This window comes from Pseudoalteromonas sp. 1_2015MBL_MicDiv (assembly GCF_002407505.1).
GTDB lineage: Bacteria > Pseudomonadota > Gammaproteobacteria > Enterobacterales > Alteromonadaceae > Pseudoalteromonas > Pseudoalteromonas fuliginea.
In genome coordinates this window covers 2,552,486-2,568,341 of sequence record NZ_CP012737.1, presented here as the reverse complement: position 1 = coordinate 2,568,341, position 15,856 = coordinate 2,552,486, and the positions used below count along the sequence as shown (strand labels likewise).

The following is a 15,856-nucleotide window of genomic DNA, read 5'->3' as shown; positions in this document are numbered from 1 at the left end:
CTCTTAAATAGTTACAATAGGGACATTATATCTAATTTAAATGAGTTTCACAGTATGTCTGTTGCATTGCTTATAGAACAACTTCATCAAACATTTAGCGAAAATACCCTTAAAAACACTACAAAGTACCCACTTATTGCGCACGACGAACAATGGCCAAGCCCATGTGAAGTTGGTGAGGTTGACGAGCAAGGAAACATTCAATGGCAGGGGGCGCGTCAGCAACCTGCAGGTTCGCTTAATGATTTAGCCAGTGCACTAGAACTTGAGTTTCCAAAAGCGCTTAGCGAGCTATACGGACATATGTACGGTGGAAGTATTTTAGCAAGTATTGATGGGCATCAGGTTGAATTACTACAAGCATGGAACGAAGAAGACTTTAATTTGCTACAGCAAAATATAACGGGTCACGTTTTAATGAAACGCAAGCTCAAGCAACCAGAAACAGTATTTATTGGTTTAACTGATCAAGATGATTTACTAGTAAGTGTATTGGTGCACACTGGTGAAGTATGTTTAGAGCACGTAGGCAAAAAAACACACCATGTACTTGCACCTAACATTAATACTTTTTTAAAGGCATTAGAGGTTTAAAACGTGTTTAATAAATCAGCTTAGCGTCATCACTAAGCTGATTTTAAGCACTCATTAAAGTGGTTATTGAAAATCCCACGATATATTAGACACTAAGCCACACGGCTCACACCTAAAGTCGAATAACCCAAACCACGATTCAGGTAATTTCCAATCGCCATTACAACTAGGGCATTTTCGTTCAAGTTCAGACGCTTTATCTACGCCGCCTACACGGTATAAATAATAATAGGTTGGCTTTTTAGTTAAAAAACTAATTCGCTTTGTTATGTCTTTTCCGCGTCTATATAGGTCGCTTTGGACACTCGATATTTCTTCAAGCGCCGGAAACTCACAACGAGTTGCGCCATTAATTTGAATTTGATCGCAGGCTTGCCAATCTTCTTGCCATTTTATAAGCGTTTTATAGTCACCATTAGCAATTGCCGGAATACGAAATAGCGGCACAGGCAAAAAGTCATCACCACAATAAAGCGGGCTGCACGTATGCACATAGGTTGTATATAAAATATAACTTGATGGTTCTTTGCAGCAATCAGCGCCGTTGGAGTGAATATCTTGTCCGATCACTTTTACTTTTGGCGCAAGTAGCCCAGCACTATGTAACTTTTCGATACTGTGCTTAACAAACGGGCTGTTATTTAGCGGGTGCATTGCATCTTCGGTCGGGCACATTACGCGGGTAATAAAAAATCCATCTTTTAAAACGGTTGGAAATTCTTCCCCCATTATTTGACCATTAAAACGCAGTGCATTTACTAAGCGATTTATTGCTTGTTCGGCTTGTTCTAGGGTGGTGTCTTGGTAGCAATCAAAAGTTAAATCAACAACGAACATTTATAGTCTCAAATTATTTTTGTTCTAGCAGCGCAAGAAGTTTATCGAGTTTTTGCTCAATTCTATCTAATTGACTTGTTTTAAGCTCAGTATTATCTGACTGCTGTGGGTTTCTCATGAAGTTATTAATTGAATCAGGATTGTTTTTATATTGGCTTACTGCTGCAATAATCATCGGCATTGGAACCGGTTGCGCCAAACGGCTTTTAGTTAGTGCTACAGTAGGGGTTTTGCCTTCATCGAGAAGGGCTTTGATTGCATCAAATACAACTGAATTCATTAGATATATAACTCTTTAATAAAATAAATACGCAGCATATAAATGCTGCGCAAATGCTATGTTAGCAATAAATAAGGGAGGGTACATTAAATAAAATTACTTACTTTGACGAATGCGTACATCTAACTCGTCAATTACTTCACTCCAATCTCCATCTTCTGCAAGGGATTCAGCTAAAAAGTGTTGTTGTGCTTCATCCCAAAAAGAAGCTTCTTGGAGTAATGTTGTGTCTTCTAATTCATGTGAGGCAATAAACGCATCTATTTGCTCATCACTATTTGGTAATCCAAGCTGTGCAAAAAGTGTGTTAATGTCGTGTTTTGTCGTATCCATGATATTGCTCCTTTAAATGAATGAAAACTCATACTAGTGCCTAACTGTACCTCTTGCTAGTTAAACTCTCGCTGAATTTACGGTTAATAATTTTAGGTATATAGTTAGGTTTAAAGTTAAACAGCCTATAGCTAAAATAATAAAGGAAATACAATGAGTGTAACCACACCAGCTGATACGTTCAGCGTACAGTATTTAGCTGCAGAAGATATTAGTACTGCAGCGAGCCTAATTTATCAGGCTTATCATGACGATCCTGTATTACTAAACATGCTTAGCTACAATGACGAAAATAAATCAGTTTACGAAAAAAAACTACGATCATTAATTCGCGAAGAACTCAGTAGTTTTTGGCAAGAAAAACAGCCACTAATTGGCCTATACCGCAACGATAAATTAAAAGCAGTAGCGTGTGTATTTGAATCTAATAGCCAATTACAAGCGCAGCGTTATTGGCACTGGCGTTTAAAATTAATGCTGAGTGCGGGCTACTTGCAAACAAATCAATTAATAGATAAAGAACAAACAATTAGAGACGCGCTTAAACAGAAAGGTAATTACTATTTTTTAGCTTTTATTGCCGTAGATCCGCATTTTCATGGGCAAGGATTTGGCCGTTACTTACTACGTGGGCTGGATGACTTAGTTAAATGTAACGCTGAGTCAACAGGGATGGCTGTATTTGTAACACGTAAGGAGCACATTGAATTTTTTAAAACTGAAAAGTTTGAAGCATTTAAACACCTTACTTTTAACCAAGTAGAGGGCGAATTACTGTTTAAATCAATAATTGAGCCAGCTATTTAAAATTATAATGTAAGCCAATGCGCCCAAACGGACATAAGGCCGTGAGACATCTCTTACATTGTTGTGAGCATAATCAGTTTAAGGCTACTATTAAGTGGCTTTTTTTAATTTAAGTTGCTGTTATTAAATGTTTATTTTGTTTTTTCATTTTTGTGACGCTTATTTATTTAATGTTAAGTCCTATTACTCACACTCGTTTGCTTTAAACTTTACTTTGTCAAGAAGACATAGCTCAATGATTGAGTTACTGCCAAGGATATGGAATAGGCAACGTAGCGGACGCTAGCAGGAAGCAAAAAGGACAAGTTAACAAGGAAAGCAAGGACGAATAGGAAGTGCAAGGTGCGCTAAAGTAGCAGGAGCTACTTAAAGGATTACCACGGATGATGCTAAAGGATATAGCTAAGCGTTAGATTACGCATAGGCCAAGGTGGCGAGAGGACATGGCAGGATGCAAAAGTGGCAGGAGCTACTTCAAAGGATTACCAGGGATGATGCTACAGGATGTAGCTAAGCGTTAGTTTGCGTGGATTTGCCAAGAAGGTTATGGATATTGCAGGATGCAATGTGAGGGTAAATAAGGCTGTTTACTCGTTCAGGGGATGATAATACGGATTAATAGATAACGGATATCTAGCAGGATGCAGTCCAGTTGGGGCGTAACTTTAGTTACGCCTTAGTTTTTGTGTTTGAGTAAATTTAATTTAGCCCTAAATTAAATCCATTTATATTTTATGTGGTGGAACAACCACGCTTTTCAAAAACTCATTTTCCATAATTAACACGCCTTGATAAGCATTTTCACCATCGCTTGAAAATTCAAATATGAATTCACTTTTGATGCCAGGCTTGCCGCTCTTTAAAAAACCAAAGCGGCGTTTTGTGCAAGCAACACTCATCAACTGCACCTGCAGTTGCTCACTTTGGCGTTTAGCATGAACGTTCGCAGCTTCTGCCACCTTTCGGTTAAGCCAAAATAAGTAAATTACACTACCAATAAGTATGAACGTCCATAAACTTGCCATTTAAGAGAATAACCTTCCAATTGCACGCGCGAGGGTTTCGCTGCGATTTTCTTTACGTAATAAGCCTAATAAATGCGGGCGAATAGTCGGTATTGCAACTAAATCAGCAAAAATACTTGGAAACAATTCTTCAATTTTTTGATGATGCGCGCAATTATCCATAAATACATGCAAGCGTTCAGGGTTTTCTAATTGCTTAAAACAACGCCCAGCTACCGTTAATAACACATCTGAATCTTGCCCTGCAGGTGAGCTTAGTACAGTATCAACTAATTGAGCGCATAACCCTTGAGCTTGACCTTTTGATGCAGATCTTAGTGCTGCGGTTATAGCCACTGTGTCGTTGTTACTAATTGCGGCCTGCATGTAATCAACAAGTAACTCACTCATTGATGTTGGTATTTCAATGTGTTCAAGCATGGCACTGAGTGGTTGCAGTACTTCAATAGGTAAATGCGCCCATGCTTTTTGCAGATTACTTAAGTTTGTATCGCTGCCCAAGCGCAGTGCAAAATCGGCAATACCCTGCAGTGCAACACTTTGCCAATTATCAAAACCAATTTTACCGCTAAAGTAAAGCTGTGCATGCTCGTAATACTGCGACGCAGGCTGTTTTAATAGTACTTTTACTTGGGCGTTAAATGCCGCTAATTTATTTGCGTTTGGCGTAAAAACATAAGGATTATTATCAAGTTTTCCATCGGCTTGTTCGCCTGTAATTTCAGTGCCTAGCGCTTGAATAACCATATCAGCAAAGTGATCGCGGCTAGCACTTACCAGCATACTTTGCTCATCAAGTGGAAACTTTAAAAACCATACATAAGGTTCTTTACTGGCTTTAGTATCCCAAAATTGAATAGCGAGCCATGCATGACCAGCAAGTGGGTAAGGGTAAGGCACTTGAGCTTGTTCAATAGCTAAAAATTGTTTTTTATCAAGCTTAGTAATGTGCCTGCCAATATCAAAAGTACGCCACTGAGTACCCGCACCATCTAAAAGCTGACCTAATGTAGCTATTTGATCACTCATTGTTTTCTCAACTGTTTTTACTGCAAAATTACATTAATTATACGTCATAGCCGCCTATGAGGGAACAGGGTATAATTGCATTACATATATAAAAGAGGGTGGTTATGTACCAGCAAACCCAAACTTATTTAGTGCAGCTAACAGCACTTTTACAAAAGCACGCGCTTTGGCAAAGTGAGCCAATAGACGCTGAGGCACTGCTTTCAAATACTCCTTTTTGTCACGATACAATGGCATTTGAGCAGTGGTTACAGTTTGTATTTATTGAAAAAATACAGCAACTAATAACACATAGGCAACCACTGCCGCGTAACTTTGCTATTGCCCCTATGGCGCAAATGACACTTGTGCATAAAGCCGGAAGCGATGAAATAATTGAATTACTAACAGCCCTTGATACCTTTTTAGGAGAACCAAATGAGTGAGCGTCCAGCGCCTATTGAATATGGCGAGCTGACTATTTTGTATCAAGATGAAAACTATGTGGCTATAAATAAGCCTTCAGGTTTATTAGTGCATCGCTCGTTTTTAGATAAACACGAAACCCAGTTTGCTATGCAAATGTTGCGCGACCAGCTAGGGCAACATGTATTTCCAGTACATAGGCTCGATAGACCTACGTCGGGCGTATTACTGTTTGCATTGAGCTCGGAAGCTGCTCGCGATATGAACCAGCTATTTATTGAAGGTACCATTGCTAAGCGCTATTTAGCCTTAGTGCGCGGTTTTGCGCCAGAGTCAGTATTTTTAGATAAACCGCTTAAAGAAGAGCTGGATAAAATAGCCGATAAATTTGCAGATCAAGACAAAGCACCACAAGAAGCGCAAACCCAGTTTAATTGCTTGCACCAAGTTGCACTGCCTATTCCTATTGGTAAGTACCCAACAGTGCGTTACTCGTTAGTTGAGTGTTTTCCAAAAACAGGGCGCAAGCATCAAATTCGCAGGCACTTAAAGCACTTATCACTGCCTATCATTGGTGATGTAAATCACGGTGATAACCAGCATAATCAATTTTTTAGGGATCATTTTGAGCTAAGACGGTTAATGTTATTTGCAACAGAGCTTAGTTTTGTGCACCCTTATAGTAATGAATCAATAAAAATTAAAGCGCCACTAGGTGAAGACATGCTTGAAATATGTAAGCAGCTAGGTTGGCCAGAGCAAGAAAAGGATTATTAATGGCACATATTAGTATTTTTGTAGGCAGCGTTAATGGCGGTGCTGAGCGTTTAAGCGATGAAGTTGCAGCCACAATTGAGCAAGCGGGTCATACTGCTACAGTAATTACTGAAGCATCACTTGATGATATAAAAAATGCATCGCATATTTTAATTGTCACCTCCACAACAGGGCAAGGTGATGTACCGAGTAATTTGGCCGGATTGTACTTTGCAATGAATAGCACTTTCCCAATGCTTACCGATAAACCGTTTGGTGTAATCGCAATGGGTGACAGATGCTACGGCGATACATTTTGTGGCGCAGGGCGTAGCTTTGACGAGTTACTACGCGATTTACAAGCAAAGCCTGTGGGCAACCGCCTAGAAATAGATGCATGTGAAGATTTTGAACCATGGCCAGTAACTGAGCCTTGGTTAAAAGTATGGCTAGAAAAACTACCTGCTTAATCCTTAACTTTAAGGTATTAAAAAAGGAGCGCATGCGCTCCTTTTTGCTTTTATAGCTTTATAAATTAACTACTTCTGACATCTACTTTAAGTTTTAGCTTTTGGCCAGGTTGTAAGTATTTTTGACCGGCTAAATTATTCCACTTAATAATTTCGTTAACGCTTAGATTAAACTTAGACGCAATACGTGCAAGAGAATCACCTCGGCGTACTTTGTATGTAATAGTACGGTTGGTGCTTGCCGTTGCTTGTGGTTTATTAGCTGACTTATACACAGTTAGTTTTTGATTTAGGCGCAGTACAGAGTTTTTCTTTAGTTTATTCCATTTAGCCAACTCATCCATAGTTACGTCATATTCGCGGCTAATATCCCATAACGTGTCGCCACTTTTAACTGTGTGCGAAAGTTTTGTGCGAGTTGCTTTATTAGCAGCTAAACGCATCTGCTTTGGTAAATGCTCACTATTTATAGCGCCATCAGTAAGCGGGACTAATAATTCTTGGCCTACTTTAATCGTATTTGATTTGAGTTTATTAAGCGATCGGATTGCGCTTGAGCTTGTTGTAAACTTTTTGGCAATTACCGATAAGCTGTCGCCTCGAGCCACAATATAACGCTGCCAGCGTAATCTGTTTTTAACATCAGTGTTTGCTAGTTTTTGGCTAAATTCCTCTGCTTTATCAACAGGCAATAATAAAGAATGAGGGCCATTAGGATCTGTTGCCCAGCGATTAAAACCGGGGTTTAATCTGTATAGCTCAGTAAGCGTCATATCAGCCATATCAGCAGCAAGTGCTAAATCTATTTGCGAGCCAACATCAACCACTTCAACCACTTGTGCATTAATTACTGGTTGCCATGTAACGTTAAAATCATCTGAGCGTTTTAATAAATCGGCAAGTGCTAATAACTTTGGTACGTAGGCTGTTGTTTCGCTTGGTAAATCAAGAGACCAAAAATCGGTAGGTAAATGCTTTTTACGATTCTTTTTAATCGCGCGCATTAAACGCCCTTCACCTGAATTATAAGCAGCAATCGCATTTAGCCAATCGCCTTCAAGTGTTTTATGTAAATACGATAAGTAATCAAGTGCTGCGCGAGTCGACTGCACTATGTCGCGACGACCGTCGTACCACCAGTTTTGTTTTAAATCGAATCGCTCACCGGTTGCAGGCATAAACTGCCAAATGCCCGATGCGCTGCGATTAGAATAACCAAACGGGTCAAATGCACTTTCTACAATAGGCAGTAGTGCAATTTCGATTGGCATTTCGCGCTTTTCTACTTCTTCAACTATAAAGTGTAAGTAAGGTTCTGCACGTTTAGAAATACGATCTAAATAGGCTTGGTGGCGAGCGTAATAATTACGTTCAGTAACAACAGGGCGGTTTTGCGGTATTTCAATAGAAAGTTGGTAGCGAATTCGCTCCCACACATCATCAAACACGGGAGCTTCTTGCTCATCAGGGTCAACTTGCTGATATTGTGCGTTTACCATCAATGCATTGTTAATGTCGTTAGGACTTGCGCCTTCGAGTTGTTGGTTTGTTTGCATGGCGACTTGAGAGTCTGAGTCTAAAGTTGTCACAGTTTGACAACCACTTAGCGCTAACGCCAAGGCTATTAATAGGGGAGATTTATTCATAAATACCAATACATCGGGTAAAAAACTCGGCGAATACTACCTGTTATGAGTTAACATTGCCACTGAATGACTTTTTAAAACGCAGAAATAGAATCATCACTATATCTTAAGTTAATGATTCTAATAGAATAAATGTTAAAGTATTAGTTTGTGCATTAAAAATTGTCTTTGAACTGCCTCAGACTAGCAAAGTTTCCCCAAGGTTCATTGTTTTTTGTAACCGAGGTAAACTCTTCTGGCACTAACTCTGTAATGGTTGGCAAATCGCTACGCATAAATGGATTTATTTTTAGCTCTTGGCCAATAGAAGTGGGTAGGGAGATTTGGTTATTACTGCGTAATTCATCTACTTTTTTACTGTACGCAAGGAGTTCTGGGTTACGTGGTTCAACGGCTTTGGCAAAGGCAAGGTTAGCTTGCGTGTATTCGTGCGTGCAATACACACTGCAGCTTGCAGGCAGCTCTCTTAGTTTATTAAAAGACTCCCACATTTGCTCTGGCGTGCCTTCAAATAAGCGCCCACATCCACCGCTAAACAATGTATCGCCGGTAAAAGCAAGTTCATCATTTGTGTAACAAATATGATCAAGCGTGTGCCCAGGAGTTGCTAAAATAGTAAAGTTAATATTAAGCACACTGATGCTTTGTCCATCAGTGAGTGCGTGAGTGACGCCTTTAAATGGACTATTTGCAGGGCCATAAACCGATATATCTGGATAGGCGTCAACTAATTCAGCTACGCCATCGGTGTGGTCGTAGTGATGATGCGTAATTAAAATGCCACCGAGCGTTAGGTTATGCTCAGCTAAGTACGTTAATACGGGATGTGCTTGGCCTGGATCGACTACCCATGCTTGGTTACTGTTATCGGTAGTTAAACACCAAATGTAATTATCAGAAAAGGCTTTAATTGCTTTGACTTGCACCATGGTAAATTGCTCTATAAAGTGACACTTATCGCATAGTATAACGAGCTCAAAAAATGAAACCAGCCCTTAGTTTTCAAGAAGGACCCAAACCACTGTCGTGGCAGCAGTTTCCTCATGGGGATTATTTACGCACAGATATTGAACGCAAAATGGAGCAATGGCTGCCGCGTATGTTTGGCTATCATATGCTTAAGTTGGGTAATTTAAGTGGCGAATTAAACACAAGTACAAGTACGATTAAACATCAAGTGTGTGTTGCAGAGCCAGGACCTTACACCGGGGTAGTTGCTGACATAGATGAACTGCCATTTTACGAGCACAGTATTGATGCTTGCATACTAAGCCATTGCTTAGAGTATCATTCAGACCCGCATCATATTTTACGAGAAGCACATCGCACGCTTATTCCGGGCGGTTATATACTCGTGACTGGTTTTAATCCGTTTAGTTTGTGCGGGCTTGCACAAATGCTGCCTTTTAGTGGTCAGAAATTACCATGGACAGGGCGCTTTTTTACCCCTGCGAGGGTTAAAGATTGGCTAAATTTATTGGGTTTTGAAATTGTAAGTGACGAACGTTTTATTTATTCATCACTGGCTAGAGGTAATAGGTTATCAAGATTTGAGTTTTGGCGTACTTTTGCAAAACAGTATTTAAAACCAATGGGCAGTGTTTATATGCTGGTGGCACGAAAAAGAGTTGCGCCACTTACGCCAATAAAACCTAAGTGGCATGCAAGGCCGCAGTTTGCACCAGTAAAAGGGGCAGGGCTTAGGCAAACCTCTAAGCAGCATTACAAAACGTGTGACCAAAAAAATAATACCAATTGCATTAAATAAGTGATCTATTATAGCGCTAAGAAAATAGCACATTAACAAGGCGAAAATTGTGACATATAGTTGTTCTATATGAATAATTTTTAACGCAGTTAGTGAGTTATTTAATGCGATAGAATGAACATGTTTTTAATAAAATTGGTATAACAACTAGCTTAGAATAAATTTAAGGCTGGTAGCCTACATCTTCTAGTAAATCTTTACTGCCTGCGGCATCGCGCGCTAAATCGTCAACTATTTCGTTGTACTTATGGCCGCTATGCCCTTTAACCCATTTCCAGGTTACATTGTGCTCGCTACAGGCTTTATCTAGGCGTTTCCATAAATCGACGTTTTTAACTGGCTTTTTAGCTGATGTTAACCAGCCACGTTTTTTCCAGTTAGTGATCCACGATTCAATGCCTTGCTTAACATATTGGCTATCGGTTGTTAGGTTTACTTCGCATTCTCGAGTGAGTGATTCTAGGGCTACAATAGCCGCGAGCATTTCCATTCGGTTATTTGTTGTGAGTTTATAACCTTGGCTCATTTCTTTTTCGTGGCCGTTATAAATCATAAAAATACCATAACCGCCGGGGCCTGGATTACCTAAACATGAGCCGTCGGTGTAAATCTCTACGGTTTTTTGCACTGTTTTACCTTGATCTTATGTACAATAAAGTGATTATAGAAAGATACCAGAATCAGGCTAAATTCGATATGGCACGTAGACAAATAGTTTTAGATACAGAAACCACCGGCATCGACCCTAAACAAGGGCACCGTATTATAGAAATTGGTTGTGTGGAGTTAGTAAATCGCCGTTTAACAGGCAATAACTTTCACGTTTATATAAACCCACAACGCCCAAGCGAAGAAGAAGCAATCGACGTTCACGGTATCACTAACGAATTTTTACGTGATAAACCACTGTTTCATCAAATTGCGCAAGAGTTTTTCGACTATATTGAAGGGGCTGAACTAGTTATTCATAATGCGCCGTTCGATGTTGGTCATATGGATAACGAATTTGCGTTGCTTAATCAGGGTTATCCTAAAACGAGTACGTTTTGTGAAGTTCTTGACACGCTTAAAATGGCGCGTGACTTGCATCCAGGTCAAAAGAACAATCTTGATGCATTATGTCGTCGTTACGATGTAGATAACGCAAAGCGAACACTTCACGGCGCGCTACTGGATTCTGAAATTTTAGCCGATGTTTACCTTGCCATGACGGGTGGTCAAACAAAGCTGAATTTGAATCAAAACAAAGATGACGGCAGCGAGCAGCGAAAGGGGGGTATAAAGCGTTTAAATAGTGACAGAGCCCCACTAGTTGTATTGCGAGCAAGCGATGCTGAGCAAAGCGCACACGAAGCCCGATTAGATCTTGTAAATAAAGAAGGCGGCCAATGTTTATGGCGCGCTGAATAAGGCCATAATATGAAAACGATGTGTTTTGTAACTGTGCTAATAGCGGTTAGCTGTTTTACAAATAATGCTTATAGCGCTAAGCAAGTGGAAGTACTTAAACGCGATGGCCAACAAAATGAAATACCTTTATTAGAAAATCGTTTTCGTATAGATAGTCAAATTGATGAAATAACGTTACTTTTTTTTAGAAAGGCAGGTACACCTGCTGTTATTTTAGTAAGGCCAGATGGCAGTAAATACTTTGCTCCCGACTCAGTTAAAGATCCTAACATTGAATGGTTTGATGAACTTAACTACGATCTCGTTACAATTAAAAAGCCAACGCCTGGGCCTTGGCAAGTTATAGGCAGCATATTACCAGATAGTCGAATCGTGGTATTAGGTGAGGTGTCGTTGCAGGCAGAGTCGTTACCATCGGTGTTATTTAGAGGCGAATCTGTAAAGGTTACGGGTAGAGTATTAAATGATGGCGAACCAATTAATGCTAACTTATTTAAAGATGTGGTTAGTTTACATGTCGATTTTGTCAGTACTAACAACGAGAGTTTTGCGAATTTCGGTGCTGGTATACAAGAAGTTGCTGAGTTTAAAGATGATGGTCGTGGGTTTGATGAACGACCAAAAGATGGTGTATTTACCGGTGAATTTAAATTAGATTTCCCTGCAGGAGAGTGGACACCAGAACTTTACATTGCGACTCCTTTGCTACAAAGGCGTATAATCCAAAAAGCACTTATTATTCATGAGCCGCCTTTTGAGTTTGATATAGCTTTAGCTAAAGAGGATTTTGATGATCATATTTTAGCTATAACTATTGATGCAAACATTGTTAAACCTGAAACCGTGATAATTCAGGGCAAAATATATTATCCCAATAATGAAGAACAAATGTTTACTATTGATGCAATGGCAAATGTATCACGCCAGCTTACGATAAAAAATTATGACTGGGGTCGGTATAGTGTTGAACTGTCTGTTTTTGGCACTAATATAAATGATCGTGAATTTATGGCAACGCTACCCACATATAAATTTGAGATAGAACGACCCATAGAAGCGGTGCCCGAAATTGACCCTGCAACGATTATTACGCCTGATGAAATGATTAAAAGCGATCCTGATGAAGGAAAAATGACCACATCAACAATAATTAGTTTGATTGTCGGCTGTAATATATTCATATTATTGGTTGGTTGGCTGTTAATTCGTATATTTGTTCAGAAAAAGTCGATTAAATTTAACGTCAGGCTGCCTTTTTTAAAGAAAAAGAAAGCAAGTGAAGATGACGTTACTGACTCAGAAAAAAATCAAGTCGGTAAAAATGGCTCAAAAAGTGACAAATCAGGTGAAATTTTAAACCTTTCGATGACAGATGACTAAAAAACCTATAAAAAAACAAAAAAGCCCTTGACGAAATAGGGGTTGGTTCGTATTATTCACGCCGCTGTCAGGGAGACCTAAACAGCAACGAAAATATGGAGTGGTAGTTCAGTTGGTTAGAATACCGGCCTGTCACGCCGGGGGTCGCGGGTTCGAGTCCCGTCCACTCCGCCATTTTCGAAAACTTGTAAGTAAAAGCTGGAGTGGTAGTTCAGTTGGTTAGAATACCGGCCTGTCACGCCGGGGGTCGCGGGTTCGAGTCCCGTCCACTCCGCCAACACTTACACAACGTATGGTTGTAAAACATATTCTTATTATGGAGTGGTAGTTCAGTTGGTTAGAATACCGGCCTGTCACGCCGGGGGTCGCGGGTTCGAGTCCCGTCCACTCCGCCAATAAGAAGAAATAACAGTTTAAATATGCGCTGGAGTGGTAGTTCAGTTGGTTAGAATACCGGCCTGTCACGCCGGGGGTCGCGGGTTCGAGTCCCGTCCACTCCGCCAACTATTTAAGCAATGTTATATTACAAAATTTGTATGCTGGAGTGGTAGTTCAGTTGGTTAGAATACCGGCCTGTCACGCCGGGGGTCGCGGGTTCGAGTCCCGTCCACTCCGCCAACAAATTAAGTAATAACAAGTATAATGATATCTCTGCGGAGTGGTAGTTCAGTTGGTTAGAATACCGGCCTGTCACGCCGGGGGTCGCGGGTTCGAGTCCCGTCCACTCCGCCATTTGATATCATGATTAAAATTAGTAAGTGCATTACCCCATGCACATACCACTGCGGAGTGGTAGTTCAGTTGGTTAGAATACCGGCCTGTCACGCCGGGGGTCGCGGGTTCGAGTCCCGTCCACTCCGCCACTTGTTATTTCCTCAATAACAAGCTTATAAAATCCTTGATTAAATAATTTAGTAAAACATTTTTTGGCTATCAGCTAAAAACTCGACTTTTTAATATTACCTTACTAATATTTCTCTTATTCCTAAATATTCATCTTCTTCTATCTCCATGAATAGTTAAACACTTAGCACTGAATACCGCTCCAGTCTTAAATTGCCCCATGGTGTCACACATGACGTAATTAGCTCTTATCGGGTATAACGGCTTAGTTAAAGTATTTACTCGTGCCAGAAGCTATTTCAACGATTTTAACAACCTTAATTTTTTCATGGGTGGTATGCAGTGTGAGCTACAGCACCACTCCAATCATTATACCAATCCGCAATAATACTTAATCATTTTGCGGGGCTAAACGTGTCGTTACCTGTGTTAAAAAATTCTCATTTAGAAAAACTAAATAGCGATTTTTTTGCCTAGCTATCAACACGTTTCTCCATCCTCAAAATAGATCACTTAATTAAGCGAATTGGTATTAGTTGTTTCTCATAACAGAATTCTTATAATGAATAGTCAGTTTAGAGGGATATTTTATGATTGAAGTCATAAGCTTAAATAAGCAGTTTTCAGGCAACGTTGTTTTTAAGGATTACAACAAAGTTTTTTCAGATCAAAAGGGGTGTATTGAAGCGCCTAACGGCCAAGGAAAAACGACATTACTGATGATGCTAGCAGGACTCGAAAAGCCGCAAAGTGGTTCACTTTTATTTGCTGGTAGCCGATTGAACACTCCAACAAAAACCGTAGCAATTGCCAGTGACCGTATTGCGTTACCAGATTTTTTAACTGCAAATCAAATTATTGATTTATCTGTTAACACATTAGGTTGCGATTGGCCCCATTCGCTGGTTAACGGGTTTAACTTTAATGCATTTTTAAATACGCGATTCGAAGCACTGTCGTCGGGCAATCAAAAAAAATGCCAGCTAATTTTAGCATTAATGCGTAAATCACCTTATTTATTATTAGATGAGCCAAGTGCTGCGCTCGATCAAACCAGTATTCATTATCTTTTAAGCCAACTCGATGCTTATTTGGCTGACAAACCCAATGGGCAAATTATCATTACTTGCCATGAGCTCGCTGTGTTTATTGAGCATGGTTTTAAGTGTGTCTCGCTATGAGTATCATAAGCATAAAAAGCAAACTTAATCAGTATCTCGCGTTTATAGGTTACCGGTATTTAGCGTACACGTTTGAGCTTAAGTAATTGCTTCAACAGCTAAAAAACTTTGGTTTGTTATTTTTAGTGGTGTTGGGATCACCCGCTCTTGGTTTTGTATTATTGCTTTTTTTAGGCTTAGGGAAAATTATAGATAGTGCAGATACGCCTTTATATGGCGCGCAAATGGCACTATTTTACTTGTTATTGCAAAGCGTGATGATAAGCGCAATGAAACTGGCGATTAAAAATAGTAACCAACGGCTGTTTCAACTTACGATCGCTCACCCTAGCTGGCTTTACCTTGCTGATATTAAATTGTTATTTATCAGCAATGGCTGGCTTATCGCTAGCTTGTTGATAGCGCTTGATCTTACCTTTGAACAGTGGTTAAAGGTGCCGCATTTTATAGTATTTATGTTTATTCAGTTAGGATTAGGCATTGTGTGTTTATACAAACCTAGCGCACTAGTTTATGGTTTTATGTTAAGCGGCCTTTTTTTATTCACTCCCATCAACATACCGCCGCTTATTTATCATATTGGTTTTTCAATCATCTTTAGCATTAGCTTGCTTATACCTAGAGTTAATATAAATGGGCGTGTTAGTGTTCGGTCACTGTTTGGTTTTTGGTTTTGCTACTTTATAAATCACAGCTGGACACTGGTATGGCGTATGTCATTACTTTTATGTGTGTTTATGGCCTCGACTACTTTAGTCGCTGAGCGTGCTGATCTCGTTAATATACTTGATGCTGTGGCGATGGCTTTTATTGTATTATTTTGCAGCTCATTACAATTTGATTGCGCTAAAATTTATGCACAATATCGCTTGTTTTTTAATATATGCCAAAAAGCACGGACGTTTTATATTAGCCAGTTTATACCTAGTATGCTGTTGTTTTTAGCGACCTTTGTAACTTACAGCATTACGTTTGAGAGATTAAACATTATTTTGTTGAGTTTAGGTTTACCGTGGTGTTTGTTGCAGGTTAATTTTGCACAAAAAAAGCCAGCGCATTAGGCGCTGGCTTTTAGTATTCAAATGCTTACTT

Annotated in this window: 18 protein-coding genes and 7 tRNA genes; 17 read left to right on the top strand and 8 right to left on the bottom strand. The window is 39.7% G+C overall.

The features are described 5' to 3' along the window. Window positions 1-54: 54 nt before the first annotated feature. Window positions 55-594, top strand: a complete 540-nt coding sequence (gene syd / locus AOR04_RS11610) for a SecY-interacting protein (protein WP_096793424.1) — start codon at window positions 55-57, stop codon at window positions 592-594. Between the two features lie 63 nt (window positions 595-657). On the opposite strand, the gene AOR04_RS11605 is transcribed toward syd, so the two are convergent. The 3 genes from AOR04_RS11605 to AOR04_RS11595 all read right to left on the bottom strand — a co-directional run bounded on the left by AOR04_RS11605 (window position 658) and on the right by AOR04_RS11595 (window position 2,044). Continuing rightward, a complete protein-coding gene (locus AOR04_RS11605; RefSeq protein ID WP_096793423.1) occupies window positions 658-1,431 on the bottom strand; it encodes a Zn-ribbon-containing protein in 774 nt (257 codons plus the stop codon). A gap of 13 nt (window positions 1,432-1,444) precedes the next feature. Then, a complete protein-coding gene (locus AOR04_RS11600; protein ID WP_007378199.1) occupies window positions 1,445-1,711 on the bottom strand; it encodes a hypothetical protein in 267 nt (88 codons plus the stop codon). Between the two features lie 96 nt (window positions 1,712-1,807). Further along, the gene (locus AOR04_RS11595) at window positions 1,808-2,044 is read right to left on the bottom strand and encodes a DUF2789 domain-containing protein (RefSeq protein WP_096793422.1); all 237 of its coding nucleotides are present in this window, start codon (window positions 2,042-2,044) and stop codon (window positions 1,808-1,810) included. A 153-nt stretch (window positions 2,045-2,197) separates the two neighbouring features. Here AOR04_RS11595 and AOR04_RS11590 point away from each other — a divergent pair, with 153 nt between their 5' ends. Beyond that, entirely contained in the window at window positions 2,198-2,851 is a 654-nt protein-coding gene (locus tag AOR04_RS11590) for a GNAT family N-acetyltransferase (protein WP_008138505.1), read from the top strand. A 725-nt stretch (window positions 2,852-3,576) separates the two neighbouring features. On the opposite strand, the gene AOR04_RS11585 is transcribed toward AOR04_RS11590, so the two are convergent. After that, window positions 3,577-3,876 carry a DUF3301 domain-containing protein gene (locus AOR04_RS11585; RefSeq protein ID WP_007378202.1) on the bottom strand — a complete coding sequence of 100 codons (300 nt, stop codon included), beginning with the start codon at window positions 3,874-3,876 and terminating at the stop codon, window positions 3,577-3,579. Further along, a complete protein-coding gene (locus AOR04_RS11580; RefSeq protein ID WP_096793421.1) occupies window positions 3,877-4,905 on the bottom strand; it encodes a DUF3549 family protein in 1,029 nt (342 codons plus the stop codon). Window positions 4,906-5,009: 104 nt separating this feature from the next. On the opposite strand from AOR04_RS11580, the gene AOR04_RS11575 reads away from it, so the two are divergent. The 3 genes from AOR04_RS11575 to AOR04_RS11565 are packed head-to-tail and all read left to right on the top strand — an operon-like array spanning window position 5,010 to window position 6,536. Continuing rightward, the gene (locus tag AOR04_RS11575; RefSeq protein ID WP_096793420.1) at window positions 5,010-5,330 is read left to right on the top strand and encodes a YqcC family protein; all 321 of its coding nucleotides are present in this window, start codon (window positions 5,010-5,012) and stop codon (window positions 5,328-5,330) included. After that, window positions 5,323-6,087 carry a tRNA pseudouridine(65) synthase TruC gene (truC, locus tag AOR04_RS11570; protein ID WP_096793419.1) on the top strand — a complete coding sequence of 255 codons (765 nt, stop codon included), beginning with the start codon at window positions 5,323-5,325 and terminating at the stop codon, window positions 6,085-6,087. The genes AOR04_RS11575 and truC overlap by 8 nt, the downstream gene beginning before the upstream one ends. Further along, a complete protein-coding gene (locus tag AOR04_RS11565) occupies window positions 6,087-6,536 on the top strand; it encodes a flavodoxin (RefSeq protein WP_010553680.1) in 450 nt (149 codons plus the stop codon). Before truC ends, AOR04_RS11565 begins: the two co-directional genes overlap by 1 nt. Before the next feature lie 65 nt (window positions 6,537-6,601). Here AOR04_RS11565 and AOR04_RS11560 read toward each other — a convergent pair whose 3' ends face one another. Together AOR04_RS11560 and gloB are read right to left on the bottom strand one after the other, a co-directional pair. Next, a complete protein-coding gene (locus tag AOR04_RS11560) occupies window positions 6,602-8,182 on the bottom strand; it encodes a LysM peptidoglycan-binding domain-containing protein (protein WP_008138497.1) in 1,581 nt (526 codons plus the stop codon). 155 nt (window positions 8,183-8,337) lie between these two features. Further along, the gene (gene gloB / locus AOR04_RS11555; protein ID WP_096793418.1) at window positions 8,338-9,111 is read right to left on the bottom strand and encodes a hydroxyacylglutathione hydrolase; all 774 of its coding nucleotides are present in this window, start codon (window positions 9,109-9,111) and stop codon (window positions 8,338-8,340) included. Window positions 9,112-9,164: 53 nt separating this feature from the next. On the opposite strand from gloB, the gene AOR04_RS11550 reads away from it, so the two are divergent. Further along, entirely contained in the window at window positions 9,165-9,950 is a 786-nt protein-coding gene (locus AOR04_RS11550) for a class I SAM-dependent methyltransferase (protein WP_096793417.1), read from the top strand. Between the two features lie 163 nt (window positions 9,951-10,113). On the opposite strand, the gene rnhA is transcribed toward AOR04_RS11550, so the two are convergent. Continuing rightward, the gene (gene rnhA, locus AOR04_RS11545; protein WP_007378210.1) at window positions 10,114-10,578 is read right to left on the bottom strand and encodes a ribonuclease HI; all 465 of its coding nucleotides are present in this window, start codon (window positions 10,576-10,578) and stop codon (window positions 10,114-10,116) included. 68 nt (window positions 10,579-10,646) lie between these two features. On the opposite strand from rnhA, the gene dnaQ reads away from it, so the two are divergent. The 11 genes from dnaQ (at window position 10,647) to AOR04_RS11490 (ending at window position 15,825) form a co-directional block, all read left to right on the top strand. Then, complete coding sequence (gene dnaQ, locus AOR04_RS11540; protein ID WP_007378211.1) at window positions 10,647-11,360, top strand: DNA polymerase III subunit epsilon; 714 nt, start codon at window positions 10,647-10,649, stop codon at window positions 11,358-11,360. Between the two features lie 9 nt (window positions 11,361-11,369). Then, entirely contained in the window at window positions 11,370-12,740 is a 1,371-nt protein-coding gene (locus AOR04_RS11535; protein WP_096793416.1) for a TIGR03503 family protein, read from the top strand. Between the two features lie 97 nt (window positions 12,741-12,837). Next, window positions 12,838-12,914 (top strand) — tRNA-Asp (locus tag AOR04_RS11530). Window positions 12,915-12,940: 26 nt separating this feature from the next. Beyond that, a tRNA-Asp gene (locus AOR04_RS11525) sits at window positions 12,941-13,017 on the top strand. A 41-nt stretch (window positions 13,018-13,058) separates the two neighbouring features. Then, window positions 13,059-13,135, top strand: a tRNA-Asp gene (locus tag AOR04_RS11520). 31 nt (window positions 13,136-13,166) lie between these two features. Next, window positions 13,167-13,243, top strand: a tRNA-Asp gene (locus AOR04_RS11515). Window positions 13,244-13,281: 38 nt separating this feature from the next. Further along, window positions 13,282-13,358: transfer RNA gene (locus AOR04_RS11510), tRNA-Asp, on the top strand. 37 nt (window positions 13,359-13,395) lie between these two features. Next, a tRNA-Asp gene (locus AOR04_RS11505) sits at window positions 13,396-13,472 on the top strand. A 54-nt stretch (window positions 13,473-13,526) separates the two neighbouring features. Next, window positions 13,527-13,603, top strand: a tRNA-Asp gene (locus AOR04_RS11500). 570 nt (window positions 13,604-14,173) lie between these two features. Next, window positions 14,174-14,764: an ABC transporter ATP-binding protein gene (locus AOR04_RS11495; protein ID WP_096793415.1), complete on the top strand. Its 591-nt coding sequence runs from the start codon at window positions 14,174-14,176 to the stop codon at window positions 14,762-14,764. An 86-nt stretch (window positions 14,765-14,850) separates the two neighbouring features. Beyond that, window positions 14,851-15,825 (top strand): DUF6136 family protein, encoded by a 975-nt coding sequence (locus tag AOR04_RS11490; RefSeq protein ID WP_232525470.1) that lies wholly within the window; start codon window positions 14,851-14,853, stop codon window positions 15,823-15,825. Window positions 15,826-15,856 lie beyond the last annotated feature (31 nt).

Bases quoted from the DNA above. Each gene is read 5' to 3' on its own strand.
- syd (WP_096793424.1), top strand. From the start codon at position 55: ATGTCTGTTGCATTGCTTATAGAACAACTTCATCAAACATTTAGCGAA.
- AOR04_RS11605 (WP_096793423.1), bottom strand. From the start codon at position 1,431: ATGTTCGTTGTTGATTTAACTTTTGATTGCTACCAAGACACCACCCTA.
- AOR04_RS11600 (WP_007378199.1), bottom strand. From the start codon at position 1,711: ATGAATTCAGTTGTATTTGATGCAATCAAAGCCCTTCTCGATGAAGGC.
- AOR04_RS11595 (WP_096793422.1), bottom strand. From the start codon at position 2,044: ATGGATACGACAAAACACGACATTAACACACTTTTTGCACAGCTTGGA.
- AOR04_RS11590 (WP_008138505.1), top strand. From the start codon at position 2,198: ATGAGTGTAACCACACCAGCTGATACGTTCAGCGTACAGTATTTAGCT.
- AOR04_RS11585 (WP_007378202.1), bottom strand. From the start codon at position 3,876: ATGGCAAGTTTATGGACGTTCATACTTATTGGTAGTGTAATTTACTTA.
- AOR04_RS11580 (WP_096793421.1), bottom strand. From the start codon at position 4,905: ATGAGTGATCAAATAGCTACATTAGGTCAGCTTTTAGATGGTGCGGGT.
- AOR04_RS11575 (WP_096793420.1), top strand. From the start codon at position 5,010: ATGTACCAGCAAACCCAAACTTATTTAGTGCAGCTAACAGCACTTTTA.
- truC (WP_096793419.1), top strand. From the start codon at position 5,323: ATGAGTGAGCGTCCAGCGCCTATTGAATATGGCGAGCTGACTATTTTG.
- AOR04_RS11565 (WP_010553680.1), top strand. From the start codon at position 6,087: ATGGCACATATTAGTATTTTTGTAGGCAGCGTTAATGGCGGTGCTGAG.
- AOR04_RS11560 (WP_008138497.1), bottom strand. From the start codon at position 8,182: ATGAATAAATCTCCCCTATTAATAGCCTTGGCGTTAGCGCTAAGTGGT.
- gloB (WP_096793418.1), bottom strand. From the start codon at position 9,111: ATGGTGCAAGTCAAAGCAATTAAAGCCTTTTCTGATAATTACATTTGG.
- AOR04_RS11550 (WP_096793417.1), top strand. From the start codon at position 9,165: ATGAAACCAGCCCTTAGTTTTCAAGAAGGACCCAAACCACTGTCGTGG.
- dnaQ (WP_007378211.1), top strand. From the start codon at position 10,647: ATGGCACGTAGACAAATAGTTTTAGATACAGAAACCACCGGCATCGAC.
- AOR04_RS11535 (WP_096793416.1), top strand. From the start codon at position 11,370: ATGAAAACGATGTGTTTTGTAACTGTGCTAATAGCGGTTAGCTGTTTT.
- AOR04_RS11495 (WP_096793415.1), top strand. From the start codon at position 14,174: ATGATTGAAGTCATAAGCTTAAATAAGCAGTTTTCAGGCAACGTTGTT.